Origin of the sequence: Glutamicibacter uratoxydans (assembly GCF_006539925.1) — a bacterium.
Taxonomy (GTDB): Bacteria; Actinomycetota; Actinomycetes; order Actinomycetales; family Micrococcaceae; genus Glutamicibacter; species Glutamicibacter uratoxydans.
The window spans coordinates 114,006-130,082 of sequence record NZ_BJNY01000008.1 but is presented as its reverse complement, the minus strand read 5'-3'; the positions used below and the strand labels follow the sequence as shown (position 1 = coordinate 130,082).

Here is a 16,077-nt window from a genome sequence, read left to right as displayed (position 1 = left end):
TCCCGCGTGGATGACTAGGAGGGATCTTTGTCTAGATTCTCATCCGGGTCGTTTTTTACATCTTCAGTTGTGCTGTTTTTCGGCTCCGCCTCAGTGGTCTGAGGTCTTGGCGAGCCTGGGTACAGGCATCTCGATGGCTCCAGTCTGAACCTTTTCGTATTCCTCGTAGTTCAGTACTGGGATCTCGAAGCCGTCCTTGTCGATCAGCTTGCCGCCTTCGAAGTGGTCGCCGTCGATCAGGCCGCAGACTTCGTCTTCACGAACCATGCGAGGTGGAGCAGCGGAGAACACCGATGCGTCCTTGGTGTTGCCAGCCTTCAGCTCGTTGAACAGCAGGTTCAGCAGCACAGCCATGATGGCGGCCGAGGAAATGCCCGAGTGGAAGATGGTCTGGAACCATACTGGGAAGCTCTCGTAGAAGTCAGGCTTCACGATCGGCACGCAGCCGAAGGCGATGGAAGCTGCCACGATGACCAGGTTCATGCCGTCGTACTTGATCTTCGACAGGGTGCGGATGCCGGAGGCTGCCACGGTGCCGAACAGTACGATGCCTGCACCGCCCAAGACTGGAGGTGGGATGGCACCGACGACGCGGCCCAATACTGGCAGCAGGCCCAGGACAACCAGGATGCCGCCGCCGGCTGCAACTACGAAGCGGCTGGTGATGCCGGTGATGGCCACCAGGCCGACGTTCTGTGCGAAGGCAGACTGGGTGAAGGTGTTGAAGATTGGTGCAACTGCGGAGGAGACCATGTCTGCGCGCAGGCCGTTGGCGATGCGCTTGGAGTCGACCTTGGTGTCTGCAATTTCGCCTACGGCCAGGATGTCAGCGGTGGTCTCGGTCAGGATTACGAGAACAACGATGGTCATCGAGATGATGCCGCCAATTTCAAAGACCGGCATGCCGAAGGCAAGTGGCTGTGGGAAGGCGAAGATTGCGCCGTTGCCAACCTTGGAGAAGTCAGCCATGCCCAGCAGGGCTGCTGCTACAGTGCCAAGCACGATGGCCAGCAGGATGGACATGCGGGAAATGGCCGCATTGCCGACCTTCGACAGGAGCAGGACTACCAGCAGGGTGCCGGCTGCAAGGCCGATGTTCTGCAGCGATCCGTAATCCTCTGCCTTGGCGTTGCCGCCCATGGCCCAGTTTGCTGCGACCGGCGTCAGCGAGATGCCGATCATGGTGATGACAGTGCCGGTGACGACCGGCGGGAAGAATCTAATGACTCGCGCGAAGAACGGCGCGATGAGGAAGCCGATGAGTGCTGCTACAAGGACTGCGCCAAACACCGCCTGGATACCGCCACCGCCGTTGACGATGGCCACCATGGTGGACACCGATGCGAAGGACGTTCCCTGTACGAGCGGAAGCTGTGCACCGAAGAATGGGATGCCGATAGTCTGCAGAATGGTTGCAAGACCGCCGACGAAAAGACAGCTGGCGACCAGAAGGCCGATTTCTTCGGGGGATACACCGGCTGCGCTGCCGATGATCAGTGGCGGTGCGATAATGCCGCCGTACATGGTCAAGACGTGTTGAAGACCATAGGCAAAAGATTTACCTAGGGGCAGTTTTGCATCTTCGGGACGAGTCCCTTTGATAAATTCATCTTGTGTAGCGCTCATGGCTGACCTCCTAAGTCAGTCGCTGCCAAGAGGGTGCCGGCGCGGACACGCCGGCACCCCCTCAACGCTCTAATTAGATAAATGCTGGAATGTTGGTCCAGATTGGGTGGCGAGCCTCGGTCTCCTCGCGAATGACAGTGGCTTCGATCAGACCGTATGGACGGTCAGCTGCAAAGAAGACTTCGTTCGGGTTGTCCTGGCCGAAGACTTCCAGATCAACCAGGAAGTGGTGGTTGTTCGGCAGCGAGAACTTGATCTCTGCGATCTCTGGGTTGGCTTCCAGAGCGGCCTTGCCCATTTCGAACATGGTGTGCTGCAGAGCCATCGAGTGAGTGTTAGCGAACAGGGTCAACAGCTGCTCACGCACCGATGCGTAAACTGCGTTGAAGTCGATACCCTTTTCGATTGCTTCCTCGGTGTAGCGCCAGCGAGCGGTCACGTCGGTTGCCAGGATGCGATCGCTGGTTTCCTTCAGGGTGGTGTACTTGTCAACTGGGAAGCCGTGGAACTCGGAACCGGTGGACTTCAGAACGGTGAGGTCCTCCAGGCCGGCAACGATGCTCTTCGAGCCGTCGGCTGCGATCTCCAGAACAGCGGTGCGAACTTCGCTCTTGTTCTTCGAGAATGCGTGGTCGTGATCGTTGATGCGATCCCAGAAGTACTGCTGTGCTGCCCAGCGGCCGCCGGTGATCCACTCGAACTCGCCGGTGAAGTGAGCGCCCAGGCGAAGCAGGAACTCTTCTGGGCTCTTGACGCCGTCACGGGCCAGGCCGTAAACGGTGTTCTTCTGGGTGTCGGTTGGAACAACCTTGCCGTTGTCGCCTTCCAGGTGTGCTTCGGTGAAGTCACCGTGCAGCTGGGAGGTAACGTTCAGGTCCTCGATCTGGTGGCGGGCGGTGTCGCGGGTGATCTTGACCAGGCGAACTTCGGCCTTGCCGTACTGGTTCTCGCCAAGAACGATCTTGGTGGATGCTGGTGCAGTGGTTTCGGTAGTCATGTTTCTAACTTCCTCGGTACGTGGAATATGCAAACGGGCTGATAAGAAGAGGTACGTGGTAGTGCTCATCGACGCTATTGACGTAGAAGTCGATGGTTACCCCGGGGAAGAAGCTTTCCGTTCCCTGCTTCCCGAAGTATTCCCCGATTTCGAATGAAACTCGGTAGTGGCCTACTTCAACCTGAGTCGGTCCAAGGTTCTTGATGCGGCCGTCCGCATCAGTGACCCCTGTGCCGATTTCTTGCCAGCCGGATGCCGTCTTGGCTTCCAGCGTGGCCTTGACACCGGAGGATGGCCTCCCGGTCCCGGTGTCGAGAATGTGGGTGGTGATGTGGCTGCGTTCTGCGGTTACATCTGCCATGTGTTCATCTCCTGCCTTTGCGAGTATTGGTTGGAGGGATAGTTGGTACAAAAATCTATAGACTTCTAGCCAGATAATCAGGCAAGGAGTTAGTTTTTGACCGCGTCCTGCAAGCGAAGCAGGGCGATCTGGCGCAACTGGTCAGCAACTTCGGCCAGTTCAGCCTCATCGGTGTTGCCTAGTCGGCGCTGGCATTCAGCGAGGATCTCTTCGCTGCTGCGGCCAGCGGCCCGGATGAGGAAGACGCGATCGAAGCGCTCCTCGTATTCCCGGTTGGCAACTGCAAGACGTGCTGAGACGTCTGCGTTCAGGTCCAGGGTTGACTGCTCTCCGCGGGAGAGGTTTGCCTCCTGGCTGTCTCCGCTGGCTCGCTCGCCGATCCGTGGATGGTGAGCCAATGCCGCGGCAATTTCTTCCTGGTTGAATGGCTGCGCGCTTCGAGCCGCAGATTCGTTCAGTTCCTCTAAGGTGGAGAAAGGGCGAGCTGAAACCAGATCGTTGATCCAGCGCTCAATATCGATGCATGGACGCAAAACTTCAGCTGCTTCCGACTCGGAAACTTCATTGAAGACATTCAAATGCATCGGGTGCTCAGCTTTCTTCGTGCCTAAGTGGCGTCTTAATCCATGGAATCTTGCTGAACACCCTTACCACCGATGAGTATCGGCTTCGACTAGATGTTGACTCCGTGGAACGTTGTGATTCCACTGTAAGCCACTTCACACGGTGTGCGTCAAGTCATAACCGGAGAATTTTGAAAAAGTCCGACTTATGCGGGATTTTCGCATCGCGGATAAGTTTTTTTACGCGAAACTCTTGCTATCCAAGCGTGACTCACTACATACTAGTTTCGTAAGGCAAAAGAAAACTTCCACGATTCGGAAGTGGATATCATTTGAAGGAGGGTCACAATGACCGCTATCAATCCAGCAAACGTGTACTGCTCACCTGAAGGAAAGTGCGTTGTAGTGGCCACCGAAGCTCTGAGCTCAGGCCTCTTCCACCCAATTGAGAACCTGGACCCTGATATCGCCCCGCGCATTCGCATCACCGGCGAAACGCCGAGCATCTGGAGCAAGTTCTTCGGACGGCACTAAGAATTGCACCTAGGTGCACCATATAGACCACGTAGAGATCATTCCCCTGAGGCGTCGGGCGTGATCTCTACGTTCTTTTAAAGCCAAAGATCGCGTAATGACGTAAGTCATTACGCGATCTTTGGCTTTGTCTACTAATTGCCAAGCTTTGCGACGCTGAGCAGTATGCTCGACTCTTCCAGTGCGGTGATTTGGGTCTTTCCCTCTGGGAGAATCAGCAGATCCTGGTCGCGGCCTTCCCACTGTTCATTATTCGAGCTGATTCTGATTCGCCCGCCCAGCACCAGAACCGTCGCCTCGCCTGGGTTCTCATGTTCCTGCAGTTCGGTTCCGGCCGCCAGGGCAATCACTGTCTGGCGCAAAGTATGCTCATGTCCGCCGAAAACGGTCCTAGCCGCGCGCCCGTTGCTGGAGGTCGATGCTTCGCGCAGCTCTGCCCGAGCGATAGCGGTAAGTGAAAACTTTTTCATGGGTCCCCGTTCTTCTTCCGCGTTTCACGTCCAGTAGTTCACGGCCTCTGCCGTTTCGACGCGCTGACTACCAGCATGTCGCTAGCTAGCTGCAGGGTCAAGGCACTGGCCCCGCGTCTAGCGAAGGACCAGGGCGGCAAGCACGGGCAGTGCAACCAGCGAAAAGATGCAGGTGATGACAATTGCCATCGCCGTAGGGTCGCCGTCTCCGGTATCGTTCTGGGCCATGATGTAGGCGGTCGCGCTTGTTGGCATAGCGGCCATCAGCACCGCCGTGTTGAACCAGATGTCGGGAAGCTGCGGCGCAAAAAGCTCAAGGCACAGCACCGTCAGCAGCGGCAAGGCCAGAAGCTTGCCAAGAACCATCACTCCCAGCGCAGTCTTCGAACCACGCACCTTCGATTTCACCAAGCCCTCCGTTACAGCTGGCTTTGAAACCTCGGATTTTCTGCGCATGCTGCGCTCAATCGTCCTGCGCAGAGACATGCCGATGACGAACAGCGCACCGGGCGCCGCCGCGCCGGCGAGCAGATCCACTGTGTCATCCAGCGGCTTGGGGACGTCAAGCGAAAATACCAGCACTGCACCGCCTATCAGCATCGACCATGTCACCGGGCTGTAGAGCAGAGCGTTTCTGACAGTTCGCATCATCCGCGCCCCGCTGGGCCTATGCCCCCGGCCACCAGCCGAAGGGAGCATGATCTGTGCAAGAATCGGGAACCCCACCATAAAGATCACATTGTGGACCAGCTGGCCCATGCCGGCGGCCAGTCCTGCCTGAGGACCCATGACGCCGAGTATCACCGGAATGCCGAGGTAGGAAACATTGCCGAAAGAGGTTGTCAGCATTCCCGCCAAAGACTGCGAGTTCTCCAAGCGCAGTACATAGCGAAAAACCGCCCAGCTGAACAGCGCGAAGACCAGCGCAGCGCCGGCCGCTGCCCCAAGGAATTCCAGGGGAACTCCGCCGCTGGCATCGGCCTGGGCTACTACTTTGTAGAGCAGCGCCGGAAGGGCCACATAGAACACGAAAACGTTGAGGGCAGGCTCGACGCTGGAAGGAAATTTGGGTGCGTAGCTGGCGGCGTAGCCAACGATCATGACGAAGAAGAGCGGCAGCACGCCAAATAACACGTCGAGAAACACGGAACTCCTTTGGATTGGCCGGGTTCGCTGTCTCAAACCGGCCCGTTCTACGCTACGGGCTTCCGGGGAAGTTCGCAGAACGCATGAACACCATGCGTCATCTACGCCGTCAATGGAGCAATATGCCGGCAACTTCTGGGAGTTGCGGCCCTTTGCTTCCTAGGATTGATAGACACGCCTCGCCAATGACCCACTAGCCGCAAGGAAATTTGATGACCCAGGCATCTTCAGCACCCGCAACTATCGTTATTACCGGCGCAGGTTCCGGTATCGGACGAGCCACCGCGCGGCTTCTTCTCCAGAAGGGGTGGAATGTTGTTCTGGCCGGACGCACCGAAGCGACCCTGCAGGAAACCGCCGAGGGGAATCCGCGGGCGCTGGTTGTCCCCACCGATGTCACCGTTCCGGCTGCCGTCGACGAGCTCTTCACTCAAGCCGCGCAGCATTTTGGAACTGTCGACGTGTTGTTCAATAACGCAGGCATCTTCGGTCCCGCCGTAGCCATTGACGAGCTGAGCCCTGCAGACTGGGACCAGGTCTGCACAATCAATCTCACTGGGGCGATGAACGCGGCCCGTTCGGCATTCAAGCTGTTCAAGGCCCAAGGAGGTGGGCGAATCATCAACAACGGATCAATCTCAGCTCAGGTGCCGCGCGTGAATTCGGTGGCCTACTCGGTAACCAAGCATGCCATTGCGGGGCTGACCAAGTCATTGGAGCTGGATGGCCGGGCGTATCGCATCCGCGCAACCCAGTTGGATATCGGCAATACCGCCAGCGACCTGCTCGATGATTTCGGAGCAACCCAGGGTGCGCTGCAGCCCAATGGCCAGCGGGCAGTCGAACCGACCTTTCCGCTGATCGAAGCCGCGGAAGCTGTAGCCTATATCGCGTCGGTCCCGCTGGGGACGTCCATCAACCAGTTCACCATCACCGCCGGAGGCATGCCGTATATCGGCCGAGGCTAATCGGCGGGCGCTAGTTGTCGAGGTCTAGAAGAACTGCGCGAGCAGTTCTTCTAGCTTCGCAAAGGCCGAGTTCCAGGCCTTGGTGCTGGATTCGAGGACTTCAAAAGGCAGCGGGCTCTGGGTCAGCGTAATAATCGTCTTGCCCGCGAACTCGCTGAAATCGATCCGGGTATGGATCACGAGGTCAAGAGTCATCTCATGCGGGCCATCGGCGCTGGCAAGGCATTTGTATTCGTCAAAGGTCGTAATGACAGCCTTGAGCGGAACCATGGCTTCAGGGTTCTGGACCTGGACCATATTCAGCTCGTGGCGGCCGCCGACTACCGGCTCAAGAACCACGGAATCTTCCTCGACCGACCATCCGTGCGGACCCCACCACTGAGAGATGATTTCTGGTTCCACAAATGCCGCCCAGACCGCACTGCGCGGTGCCGAAAACTGCCGGGTTACAACCAGTTCGCTCATGGATTCCATGCGTTAAAGATTATCGCGGAACCACCTGACCGGTCGATATGAGATCGACTACTGTGGGCGCCGACGTGGCTCCATGCGTCCTACGGTATATATCGTCTGGGCGTCAGGCTGGGTTCCTGCAGCCTCATGGGCCTTGAACACCTTATATGCGCGGTCCCACTTGATACGCTCCCGCGGACTGGCGGTCACTGTACGCTCGGCAGGGCCGAAAATGCTCAATCCCAGGTACTTCAAGCGCCACAGGGCTCGGTATCCGGCACTTAATCCGGTGGTGTCGTCAATGATGGGCAGCGGTGACTCATCCATGATGGCTCTAACCTCTTCGGTGTCGTCGGAAGTGTTTTTACGCTTCCTCACGGCACCAGTGTACGGCATTAGTTGGTGCACCAACTAATTTGTAGATCACTGCTTTGGAGCCGCGGAACCTGCCATAATCATGCGGTTCAAAATGGAGCGCAGCTCCACCACGTCGTCCATGCTCAGCTCAAGCCTGCGCATCATCTCCCGAGGAACCTTGACTGCCTCATTACGCAGTTCAGCACCCTGTTCAGTAGTGTTGATAATGATCGCCCGCTCATCCTCCGGGTTGCGCGTCTTAGAAATCAGCCCCGCTTTCTCCAGCCTCTTCAGCAGAGGGGACAGAGTTCCCGGATCCAGATGCAACTGTTCACTCAGTTCCCGCGCACTGAGCGGAGCGAACTCCCACAGCGCCAGCATGACCAGATATTGCGGGTGGGTCAGGCCCATGGGGTCGAGGACCGGCTTATAGGCAGAGATCACCGAGCGTGAGGCAACTGCCAGTCCGAAGCAGATCTGCTTCTCCAATGCGAGCAGGTCCTCGTCTTGCAGGTGAGTACTCTCCACGGTTTGTGCATCTCCTTCTAATCCGCCGGATTCGTCCGTCCCATTGATCGTACGCTGTGCCAGCTAAAATTATTTGAGATCTAAATGAATGAGCAAGAAGGAATACAGTGGCGCAGTCGAAGGTCAACGGGGTCATTCAGAAGATCAACTACTGGATCGAGCACATGCCGCCGGCGGCTTTCTCCGCGGCCATGGCTCCCGGAATCATCGGCGTGGGGCTGGCCCTTGCAGGCTTCAACGGCCTGAGCATGGCCTTCTGCATCATCACCACAATCGTCTTTGTACTGCTCTTCATCGCACTGGCGCTGCGGCTCATCCGCCATCGCGCCCTGCTGCACCAAGATGCCCTGCACCCGGGCAAGGGATTCGGCTTCTTCACCATCGCCGCGGCTGCAAATGTTCTGGCTTTGGCCCTGGGCCTGCTGAATCTGCCCACCCCCTCGCTGATTGCCTCCGTCTTTGGAACCCTGGCCTGGCTGCTGCTCACCTATTCCCTTCCCTCCGGCCTGGTGTTGCACGAGCGGCCGACCCCAGCAATCGCCGACGCCAACGGGTCGTGGTTCTTATGGGTTGTGGCCACCCAGTCGGTGGCTGGGGCTCTGGTCCACCACGCCGACCGCGGTGTGCTGGTGGGCATCGTTGCCGCCGGAACCTGGCTGCTTGGATGCGCGCTGTACCTCCTGCTGGTCACCTTGGTGACCCTGCGAATGATCCGCTACACCAACCAGGCCGAAACGCTCTCCCCCACCTACTGGATCTTCATGGGCGCCACCGCCATCAGCGTGCTGACCGGATCGCAGCTGCTGGGGCTGACGAATTCGGGCGACCTGCCCATGTGGCTGCAGCCGAACATCGCCTTCATTACCGTCAGCCTACTGGCCATCGGCCTGTGGCTGATTCCGATGCTGGTGATCTTCGGGTTCTGGCGCCACGTGGTGCGCCGCCACCCGCTGGTCTATGAAACCGGCCTGTGGGCATTGGTCTTCCCCATCGGCATGCTTGCCACGGCCTGCATGTCCCTGGGCTCCTATCCTGGATTCGGCGGGCTGTTCCTGCTCGGCGAATTCACCATCTGGTGTGCCGTGGCTTCATGGCTGGGAACTGCGGCGTTGTGGCTAGCGAAAGTACGCCCCACTGCATAGCCTTATGGCTATGAGCAACCTTGAGCAGGCCCCGGCCGAGATCGACTGCTGCGCGGGCGAGTCCCGTGCCGAGGTCGAAACCCTGGAACCACGTGCAGTCCCGCTCGGCGGACCGCGGGCCATGACAGTTTTCCGCACCTTGCCGCAGAAACAGCGAAGCCTGATCGGCGCCTGGTGCTTCCTGGACCACTACGGTCCTGATGAAGTGGAGGTCACCGGCGGCATGGACGTCCCACGCCATCCGCATACCGGCCTGCAGACAGTTTCCTGGCTTTTCACCGGCGGCATCAACCACATTGATTCGGCCGGCCACGAAGCACTGGTGAGGCCCGGCGAGGTGAACCTCATGACCGCCGGGCACGGAATCAGCCACTCGGAAATCGTGACCGCCGAAACCCGGGTGCTGCACGGCGCCCAGCTGTGGACTGCGCTGCCCGACAGCGCCCGGAACATGCCTCCGACCTTTGAGAACTACCGTCCGGAACCGCTGCATACCGACCAGTGGACCATGTCAGTCTTCCTTGGCAGCTTCAGCATCGGCGAGCTGTCCTCCACCTCGCCCGTGCAGACACACACCGAGCTCTCGGGCGCCGAAATCCGGCTGCAGCCCGGTGCGGAAGTCTTCATTTCGGTGCCTTCGCACCACGAACACGGGGTATTGCTGGATTCCGGCAGCCTGCAGGTCAACGGACACGACCTGAAAGTGCGGGACCTGGGCTTCATCAAGGCGGGCTGCACCACCTTGCATCTGAAGGCCGGCGATGAACCGGTGCTGGCACTGCTGATCGGCGGCGAGCCGTTGAATGAAAACATCTTGATGTGGTGGAACTTCGTAGGACGCACCCATGAAGAAGTCCTCGCCTTCCGAGCCCAGTGGCAGGCGGAGATCGGAGCCGAGCCGGGCGATGCTTCCGAAGACCGCTTCGGCCCCTTCCCACCGAACACCCCTGACCCGCTGCCCGCCCCGGCCCTGCCCACGGTTCGGCTCCGCCCGCGCGTCAATCCTTCCTAGAAAGAACATTTGAGGAGATCAATCCATGAGTGAAATCAAGCCGGTATTTCTGCCCGAGCGCAACCGTTTTGCCCTCGATGACGACGGAAAGCACATTGGAGCCGCGCACTTCCGCGACTTCGACGGCGCCGACGGCGTGGAGCGCGTCTTCTTCCACACCACGGTGGATGAAGAGTACGGCGGCCAGGGCCTCGCCAGCGTCTTGGTGAAGTACGCGCTGGAAAACACCATTGCTTCCGGGGCCAAGATCGTCGCGGTCTGCCCCTATGTCAAAGCCTACGTCGCCAAGCACAAGGAGTACGAGCCGAACCTCGTCGCGCCAACCCCGGCGCACCTGGAGATCCTGCCGCGGGGCTGACCCGCAATTTCAGGGCTTGAGCTCAAGGCCGAGCTCGGCCAACGCCTCGCGCAGAATCCGGATGGCCTTGGGGCCCACTCCGTGAAGCGCGAGCAGCGCCCTTTCACCGGCGTCACCAGCCTGCTCCAGGCTGGTGATGCCGGTTTGCGTTAAGGCGCGGGTAGCAGGTGCGCCGATGCGGGGAAGTGGCGTAGTAGTCATAGGGTCAGGCTACACAGCTACGGCTTGCGGCGCTTTGGTCCGCGGCGAAACTGCAATGAGCACGACGGCAAGCAGCAGGCAGAAGCCGAACACCGAGACGAAGCCCATTCCGGCTGCGGCCATTGCGAAAATGACGCCTCCAATGGCGGTAACTCCGGCGGTGCCCAATGAATCAGCCAGCGTCATTGCCGATGAGTTAAAGCCCTGCTCGTTATCCGCCGACAGCGCCAGCATATTCACGTTCTGGCGCGGGAAGATCATTCCCATTCCCAGCCCACCCATGGCCCAGCCGCAAATCAGCAGCATTACCGGCGGATGGAACAGCGCAGTGGCAAGGGCGGTGGCAATCGCCAAGGTGCTGGCGGCGGCTCCCAGTGTAATGCTCATGGAGTTTGGTAGCTTCTCCCCCAGCTTGCCCTGCAGCCATGAACCCACAGACCAGCAGATTGCCGAGGCCGTCAGCACCAGTCCTGCCCGGTCGGGACCAAGCTGGTAGTCCTCGCGCAGCATGTAGGGAAGGTAAACTTCCACGCCGAAGAACGCTCCGGAAGTCAGGGTGCGCGTAATGATGGTGGCAGGCAGGCCGCGGCGGGCGGTAAACGTTCCTCGGGGCAGCAGCGGACGAATCGCGATCAGCGCCAGAAGCAGCGCGGCGAGCAGTGCGGCCAGCGACCAGGCGGTGCCGGTGTTGCCCAACAGGTTCATGGCGATAACCGCCGAGGCAGTGAGCGCCGCCAGCGCAAGACGCTTGGTGGATACCGGCCCAAGTTCCTTGTTGTGCTCCCGCGGCAGCTTGTTCAACGCCGGAATGATCGCGGCAAATGCAAGAACCACCAGGACCATCACTCCGAGGAAGACCCAGCGCCAGCCCAGCTGAACCGCAATGACGCCTGCCAGCCACGGTCCGATCAATGCCGGCAGCACCCAGGCGGTGGCAAAGAGGGCAAAGATCTTCGCATGCAGATTCCCTGGGTAGGCCCGGGCGATCAACACATAGATAGCCACGGTGATGGCTCCGCCGCCGATCCCCTGCAGCACGCGGCCCCCAATGAGCATCGGCATGTTCACGGAGGTGCCGCAGATCAGCAGCCCAACAGTGAAAATAGCAACTGATGCAAAGAGCGGGATCTTCGGCCCGCGGCGGTCGGTGATCTCGCCGGCGGCTACCATGCCGAGCATTCCGCTGGCCATGGGAGCCGCGAACGACAGCGCAAAGAGTCTTTCGCCGTGGAGGAGCTCGCTGACCAGCGGCATCACCGTGGTGACAGCCATAGACTCGAAAGCAACCAAGAAGACAAGAATGAACATGCCCAAAGTGGTGGAAAGATGCTGCGGCGAAAAGATGGTTTCGGCTGCTGGCGCATCGCTGCGAGGGCTTCGTTCGTTGGGCATGAGCCAATCTTGTCAGATCTCACGGTGAAGTCCGAAGTGCATGCTTCGTTTTATTGGCTGGTCGACCTGTGCACTTTTTGGGGTACACGAAAAGATTTCAACATTGTTCGGGCTTTTTTGGTGCAATTTCCGCGAATTGCAAAATACAATTTAATTCTGTATGAGTTAAGCAAGATCCAGCAACTACGGGCCGTTTGGCTCTCCATCGCGCCAAAGGAGTCAAATCATGCCTGTTGAATGCAAAGAAATCGTCGTTGGCGTGATTGACAATGAATATTACACCTGCGTTGGCCTGCAACAGGAGCTGTTTCGCACCAGCCCTGAAGGATACAAGCTGCTGGTCGTTTACGGCTCAACAGTGAAAGACTTATTCAATATCCTTGAAAAGCACGAATCAAAGCTCCCTCATCCTCATATTGTGCTGCTCGACAGGGTATTAAGCGATGAATCCACCGTTTCCGACAACGTCCAGGCACTTCGCGCCAAGGACATCCCGGTACTGGTCATCAGCAACTCGCCAACTCCGGTAACCACGCGGCAGGCGTACAGCGCAGGAGCCTCGGGCGTAGTCCACAAACAGCGCTCAACCGAACAATTGGTGTCAGATATCTTTGATGTCATCAAAGGAAAAATAATCTATACCAAAGAATTTGCACTGGCAATCAAAGCTAGCGAAGAATATATCGACGCAAAGCTTTCTCCTCGCGAAATAGAAACACTTGCGTTATACAGCCTCGGATATTCCATGAACGAAACCGGCGATAGATTAGATATTTCGGCAGGAACTGTCAAGACAAATTTGGGCCGAATCCGCCAGAAATACCTCAAGGTCGGCAGAGACGCTGAAGGCTTTGCGAATATCCGTCGACGCGCCTACGAAGACGGGCTTATTACCTACGAAGTGTTTCTGAGGGCACTTAAAGATGAAATTTACAATGTTGTCGACGGCGAAGAACGTGTCCTCGACGCTGACCACCTCGGCTAAGCCGCAATGAAGTCCAGCACCACGGATTACACGTCACATAGTGCGGCTGAAGGAATTGACAGGGTCCTGTTGGCGCTTGGCGGGAGCTACGGGCTAGCGGTCCTAGGCATGGCAGTACCGATTGCCGTGCCCCTCTTCATAGCCCATCCAGGAACTCTCTTCGGGCTGTGCATGCTGTTGCTGCCATTGCTCATTTGCGGATCAGTCATCACCTCGTTCTTCGCACCAAAAATCGGCAAAGCACTGGCTCTCACCGCAAGCATCTTGTTTCCCTTCACATTGGTGGCGTGGAATATGGGATGGCTCGGCATTGAGAACCTGGGAGAACCGCCGACTTGGGCCTGGGGCTTTCTTGGATCTGGGATCGGAGTAGCCGCCGCCTCGATGCGAGGACGGTGGGCCTATGTCCACGGCCTGGCAACCGCCGTCCTGATGATTTTGATTCCGCTAACACCCGGAGGGCAGGACAGATCGTGGTCCCAATCCATGCAGGACGGACTCCTAGCCTTAACACTGGCGGTTGTTGTGTGCGAGCCTTTCCTCGCACTGCGCCGCAGCGCCGCCCGCACCGATGCCGCCCACGCACGCGTGATGGCCCAGTACCGTTCCAGCGAAGCACAGCGCGTCGCCGAAGAGCAGCGCAAAAAGGTCGCTCGAATCATCCATGACCAGGTGCTTAGTTCCCTGCGTCACGCATCCATGGAACGCAGCGGCCTGAATCCTACACAGCTGCGCAGCCAGGTCAGTGCTGCCTTGGAGGAAGTGAACTCGGCTTTCGAGCGTAAGTCAGACGTGGGCTTGTTTACCCCTGCCGACTTGTATTCGGCCTTGGTCGCCAAGGCCAGCGCATTCCAAATCGTCCCTTCGGCCGATGGCACTCAGGGGTCACAGCTGGAAATACCCAAGCCTAGCTTTGACGCATTGCTCGGGGCCAGTCTTGAAGCGATCCGCAACACCGCGTCACACGCGCCGCATGCAACTGTCACTGTGGAAATCAACGCAGAGCATCACAGGGTACAAATAGTGGTCACCGATAACGGGCCGGGCTTTGACCGCAGCAAGATCCGGGCAAACCGGAGGGGCATCCGGGATTCAATTGTCGCCCGATGCCTAGAAGCTGGATGCAACGCACATTTCAACAGCACCCCCGGGCAGGGAGTTCAAGTTCGTTTGGATTATGAGGGCCGGCCACGGTGACAAACCACGAAATCTTGCGGCCGGTCTACCGAATTGTCGTCACAGCCTTCACCATTACCCATGTCATCCTGGGCATCATTTCCATCCCCACTTTGGAGATCGTCTGGCCTTGTGTGCTCGCGCTGCTGCTCTGCATGGGAGCCAGCTACTACGCCGCCTATGGACGACCCAAGTCGCTGAATCTTCTGCGCGGAGAATCACTGGTAATCGTTGGAATCACTACGTTGATGACGGTCCTTGTCAACTACGGGCTCAGCGATGGCTTCCCAGGATACGGATGGTGGAATTCAGGAGCAACTGAGATGATCCTGGTTGCTTTGGCGCTGCGTGGTCAGCTCCCCATAGCTTGGGCAGGACTGGGTCTGTTCGCAATAGCGCAATCCATAGGCGGAACATTGAACCACGTTGCCGCGGCTGAAATCGTGGGAAATATCGTCACACCCGCCATGTGGATCTTCTTTGCCGCTGTTACCCGCTGGCAAATTGAACGCAACCACCGCCAGATCCAGCTCTCGGAGCAAAAGGGCAAGGAAATCTACCAGCGGCAGGCTGAAGAGTACGCCTATCAAATTACCAAGGACGAGTGGGCCGGGTTCCTCGATGGTCCCGCCCGCCAAGCGCTGCAAGAAATCATCGACAATGCAGATCATCTCACCGAGGAGCACCGTCGAAAATATGAGCTCTTGGAGCTGTCGCTGCGCGATGAATCCGAGGCCAGAATCTTCCTCACCGACACGCTGCGTGAGGCGCTGCAGTCTGCACGAGCCGAGGGGCTCGTCATCGACTTCAATGACATCCGCAATGTGCCGCTGCCCGCGCAGGTGCAGCGGAAAATGGAGCAAGAGCTGCTACAGCGGCTGCGCCAGCCGAAGCTGTACAGCGAACTGAATGTCGTGGCGTTTCCGCGGCCTTCACGTACTGCCGTATCCATCCTGGTCCGCCCCCGGGCACCCGGTGCGCCAGAGCAGATCGACATTTCCAACGAATAGCCGGCGCACTTTTCAGCCCCCGATGGCATGCAGCGCGAAGGCGGAGAGGAATCCTGCGGTGACAAGCAGGCCCGTGTAGTCGTGGTCTGCCTCGTAGGCTTCGGGGATCATGGTGTCGGCAATCATCGTCAGGATGCCTCCGGCGGCCACTGCTGTGGCAAAGGCCAGCACTTCCTGCGGCATATCGGCCAGCGATATGGCTCCGATAAACGCCGCCAGGCCGCTGGCCAGGGCAATGCCTCCCCACAGCAGGAATATCGATTTGCCACTGCGCCCAGCCTGCTTCATGTCCGCGGTGCTCGCCAGGCCCTCGGGAATATTAGACACGAAGATCGCAATCAACATTGTCGGGTTGATGCTGGCCCCCGCCACGACGCCAAGGCCCAGGGCAACGGATTCGGGAATGCCGTCGATCAGCGCGCCGACGGCAATTGCCGTGCCGGAAGAGTCCCCTGGGCTGGCCGCCTTCTGCTTGCGCCGACTGCGTTTGGCCAGCAGGCGATTGGCACCGAAGTACAGCGCCGCACCGGCAATGACGCCAAGCAGCGTTGCAGCCAAACCGCCCATGGTGAACGCTTCGAACACCAGTTCAAAGCTCAGCGCGCTGACCAGCACCCCGGCGCCGAAAGCCATGATGGAACAGACCCAGATCCGCGGGATGCGCAGCCACCAGGCCGCCCCGGCACCGATCAAGAGGGCGGACCCAGCAACAGAACCCCAAATCAAAGCCTGTAATGACGCAAACATGGCACCCACTATAGCCAGCAAACCGCCGGCACAGTAGGTGCCATGAAAAGT

The 16,077-nt window shown here is 58.6% G+C and carries 20 protein-coding genes; 8 read left to right on the top strand and 12 right to left on the bottom strand.

Annotated features, from left to right (window positions below; translation table 11 throughout):
* Positions 1–90: 90 nt before the first annotated feature.
* The 4 genes from AUR04nite_RS08265 to uraD form a co-directional block, all read right to left on the bottom strand.
* Positions 91–1,626, bottom strand: a complete 1,536-nt coding sequence (locus tag AUR04nite_RS08265; RefSeq protein WP_141363834.1) for a nucleobase:cation symporter-2 family protein — start codon at positions 1,624–1,626, stop codon at positions 91–93.
* A 73-nt stretch (positions 1,627–1,699) separates the two neighbouring features.
* Positions 1,700–2,623, bottom strand: coding sequence for a factor-independent urate hydroxylase (pucL, locus tag AUR04nite_RS08260; protein ID WP_141363832.1), 924 nt, complete (start codon positions 2,621–2,623; stop codon positions 1,700–1,702).
* Positions 2,624–2,627: 4 nt separating this feature from the next.
* Complete coding sequence (uraH, locus tag AUR04nite_RS08255) at positions 2,628–2,984, bottom strand: hydroxyisourate hydrolase (protein ID WP_141363830.1); 357 nt, start codon at positions 2,982–2,984, stop codon at positions 2,628–2,630.
* A gap of 89 nt (positions 2,985–3,073) precedes the next feature.
* Positions 3,074–3,568, bottom strand: a complete 495-nt coding sequence (gene uraD, locus AUR04nite_RS08250; protein ID WP_141363828.1) for a 2-oxo-4-hydroxy-4-carboxy-5-ureidoimidazoline decarboxylase — start codon at positions 3,566–3,568, stop codon at positions 3,074–3,076.
* A gap of 384 nt (positions 3,569–3,952) precedes the next feature.
* Here uraD and AUR04nite_RS18420 point away from each other — a divergent pair, with 384 nt between their 5' ends.
* Positions 3,953–4,081, top strand: a complete 129-nt coding sequence (locus AUR04nite_RS18420; RefSeq protein WP_281285116.1) for a hypothetical protein — start codon at positions 3,953–3,955, stop codon at positions 4,079–4,081.
* Positions 4,082–4,215: 134 nt separating this feature from the next.
* On the opposite strand, the gene AUR04nite_RS08240 is transcribed toward AUR04nite_RS18420, so the two are convergent.
* On the bottom strand, positions 4,216–4,551 hold the full coding sequence (locus AUR04nite_RS08240; protein ID WP_141363824.1) for a cupin domain-containing protein: 336 nt from the start codon (positions 4,549–4,551) through the stop codon (positions 4,216–4,218).
* A 117-nt stretch (positions 4,552–4,668) separates the two neighbouring features.
* Positions 4,669–5,697, bottom strand: a complete 1,029-nt coding sequence (locus AUR04nite_RS08235; RefSeq protein ID WP_141363822.1) for an AEC family transporter — start codon at positions 5,695–5,697, stop codon at positions 4,669–4,671.
* A 212-nt stretch (positions 5,698–5,909) separates the two neighbouring features.
* On the opposite strand from AUR04nite_RS08235, the gene AUR04nite_RS08230 reads away from it, so the two are divergent.
* Positions 5,910–6,665 (top strand): SDR family oxidoreductase, encoded by a 756-nt coding sequence (locus AUR04nite_RS08230; RefSeq protein ID WP_141363820.1) that lies wholly within the window; start codon positions 5,910–5,912, stop codon positions 6,663–6,665.
* 24 nt (positions 6,666–6,689) lie between these two features.
* Here the strand turns inward: AUR04nite_RS08230 and AUR04nite_RS08225 are convergent, their stop codons facing one another.
* The 3 genes from AUR04nite_RS08225 to AUR04nite_RS08215 are packed head-to-tail and all read right to left on the bottom strand — an operon-like array spanning position 6,690 to position 8,003.
* Positions 6,690–7,130 carry an SRPBCC family protein gene (locus AUR04nite_RS08225; protein ID WP_170184141.1) on the bottom strand — a complete coding sequence of 147 codons (441 nt, stop codon included), beginning with the start codon at positions 7,128–7,130 and terminating at the stop codon, positions 6,690–6,692.
* Between the two features lie 57 nt (positions 7,131–7,187).
* On the bottom strand, positions 7,188–7,496 hold the full coding sequence (locus AUR04nite_RS08220) for a hypothetical protein (RefSeq protein WP_246055454.1): 309 nt from the start codon (positions 7,494–7,496) through the stop codon (positions 7,188–7,190).
* 45 nt (positions 7,497–7,541) lie between these two features.
* Entirely contained in the window at positions 7,542–8,003 is a 462-nt protein-coding gene (locus AUR04nite_RS08215) for a MarR family winged helix-turn-helix transcriptional regulator (RefSeq protein WP_141363816.1), read from the bottom strand.
* Between the two features lie 107 nt (positions 8,004–8,110).
* Here AUR04nite_RS08215 and AUR04nite_RS08210 point away from each other — a divergent pair, with 107 nt between their 5' ends.
* Genes AUR04nite_RS08210 through AUR04nite_RS08200 form a run of 3 tightly spaced genes read left to right on the top strand, consistent with a single transcriptional unit; the run spans position 8,111 to position 10,515 of the window.
* Complete coding sequence (locus AUR04nite_RS08210) at positions 8,111–9,145, top strand: tellurite resistance/C4-dicarboxylate transporter family protein (protein WP_141363814.1); 1,035 nt, start codon at positions 8,111–8,113, stop codon at positions 9,143–9,145.
* A gap of 10 nt (positions 9,146–9,155) precedes the next feature.
* Entirely contained in the window at positions 9,156–10,157 is a 1,002-nt protein-coding gene (locus AUR04nite_RS08205) for a pirin family protein (protein WP_141363812.1), read from the top strand.
* Between the two features lie 25 nt (positions 10,158–10,182).
* The gene (locus AUR04nite_RS08200; protein ID WP_141363810.1) at positions 10,183–10,515 is read left to right on the top strand and encodes a GNAT family N-acetyltransferase; all 333 of its coding nucleotides are present in this window, start codon (positions 10,183–10,185) and stop codon (positions 10,513–10,515) included.
* Between the two features lie 9 nt (positions 10,516–10,524).
* Here AUR04nite_RS08200 and AUR04nite_RS08195 read toward each other — a convergent pair whose 3' ends face one another.
* Positions 10,525–10,716: a helix-hairpin-helix domain-containing protein gene (locus tag AUR04nite_RS08195; protein WP_141363807.1), complete on the bottom strand. Its 192-nt coding sequence runs from the start codon at positions 10,714–10,716 to the stop codon at positions 10,525–10,527.
* Between the two features lie 9 nt (positions 10,717–10,725).
* Complete coding sequence (locus tag AUR04nite_RS08190; protein WP_141363805.1) at positions 10,726–12,108, bottom strand: MFS transporter; 1,383 nt, start codon at positions 12,106–12,108, stop codon at positions 10,726–10,728.
* 226 nt (positions 12,109–12,334) lie between these two features.
* Between AUR04nite_RS08190 and AUR04nite_RS08185 the strand changes: the two genes are divergently transcribed.
* From AUR04nite_RS08185 to AUR04nite_RS08175, 3 genes are all read left to right on the top strand, one after another.
* On the top strand, positions 12,335–13,093 hold the full coding sequence (locus tag AUR04nite_RS08185) for a response regulator transcription factor (RefSeq protein ID WP_141363803.1): 759 nt from the start codon (positions 12,335–12,337) through the stop codon (positions 13,091–13,093).
* 108 nt (positions 13,094–13,201) lie between these two features.
* Positions 13,202–14,290, top strand: coding sequence for a sensor histidine kinase (locus AUR04nite_RS08180; RefSeq protein ID WP_141363801.1), 1,089 nt, complete (start codon positions 13,202–13,204; stop codon positions 14,288–14,290).
* Positions 14,287–15,279: a hypothetical protein gene (locus AUR04nite_RS08175; RefSeq protein WP_141363799.1), complete on the top strand. Its 993-nt coding sequence runs from the start codon at positions 14,287–14,289 to the stop codon at positions 15,277–15,279. The genes AUR04nite_RS08180 and AUR04nite_RS08175 overlap by 4 nt, the downstream gene beginning before the upstream one ends.
* A gap of 12 nt (positions 15,280–15,291) precedes the next feature.
* On the opposite strand, the gene AUR04nite_RS08170 is transcribed toward AUR04nite_RS08175, so the two are convergent.
* Complete coding sequence (locus AUR04nite_RS08170) at positions 15,292–16,026, bottom strand: ZIP family metal transporter (protein ID WP_141363798.1); 735 nt, start codon at positions 16,024–16,026, stop codon at positions 15,292–15,294.
* Positions 16,027–16,077 lie beyond the last annotated feature (51 nt).

Bases quoted from the DNA above. Each gene is read 5' to 3' on its own strand.
- AUR04nite_RS08225 (WP_170184141.1), bottom strand. From the start codon at position 7,130: ATGAGCGAACTGGTTGTAACCCGGCAGTTTTCGGCACCGCGCAGTGCG.
- uraH (WP_141363830.1), bottom strand. From the start codon at position 2,984: ATGGCAGATGTAACCGCAGAACGCAGCCACATCACCACCCACATTCTC.
- AUR04nite_RS08180 (WP_141363801.1), top strand. From the start codon at position 13,202: ATGGCAGTACCGATTGCCGTGCCCCTCTTCATAGCCCATCCAGGAACT.
- uraD (WP_141363828.1), bottom strand. From the start codon at position 3,568: ATGCATTTGAATGTCTTCAATGAAGTTTCCGAGTCGGAAGCAGCTGAA.
- pucL (WP_141363832.1), bottom strand. From the start codon at position 2,623: ATGACTACCGAAACCACTGCACCAGCATCCACCAAGATCGTTCTTGGC.
- AUR04nite_RS08200 (WP_141363810.1), top strand. From the start codon at position 10,183: ATGAGTGAAATCAAGCCGGTATTTCTGCCCGAGCGCAACCGTTTTGCC.
- AUR04nite_RS08230 (WP_141363820.1), top strand. From the start codon at position 5,910: ATGACCCAGGCATCTTCAGCACCCGCAACTATCGTTATTACCGGCGCA.
- AUR04nite_RS08190 (WP_141363805.1), bottom strand. From the start codon at position 12,108: ATGCCCAACGAACGAAGCCCTCGCAGCGATGCGCCAGCAGCCGAAACC.
- AUR04nite_RS08170 (WP_141363798.1), bottom strand. From the start codon at position 16,026: ATGTTTGCGTCATTACAGGCTTTGATTTGGGGTTCTGTTGCTGGGTCC.
- AUR04nite_RS08185 (WP_141363803.1), top strand. From the start codon at position 12,335: ATGCCTGTTGAATGCAAAGAAATCGTCGTTGGCGTGATTGACAATGAA.
- AUR04nite_RS08265 (WP_141363834.1), bottom strand. From the start codon at position 1,626: ATGAGCGCTACACAAGATGAATTTATCAAAGGGACTCGTCCCGAAGAT.
- AUR04nite_RS08195 (WP_141363807.1), bottom strand. From the start codon at position 10,716: ATGACTACTACGCCACTTCCCCGCATCGGCGCACCTGCTACCCGCGCC.
- AUR04nite_RS08205 (WP_141363812.1), top strand. From the start codon at position 9,156: ATGAGCAACCTTGAGCAGGCCCCGGCCGAGATCGACTGCTGCGCGGGC.
- AUR04nite_RS08240 (WP_141363824.1), bottom strand. From the start codon at position 4,551: ATGAAAAAGTTTTCACTTACCGCTATCGCTCGGGCAGAGCTGCGCGAA.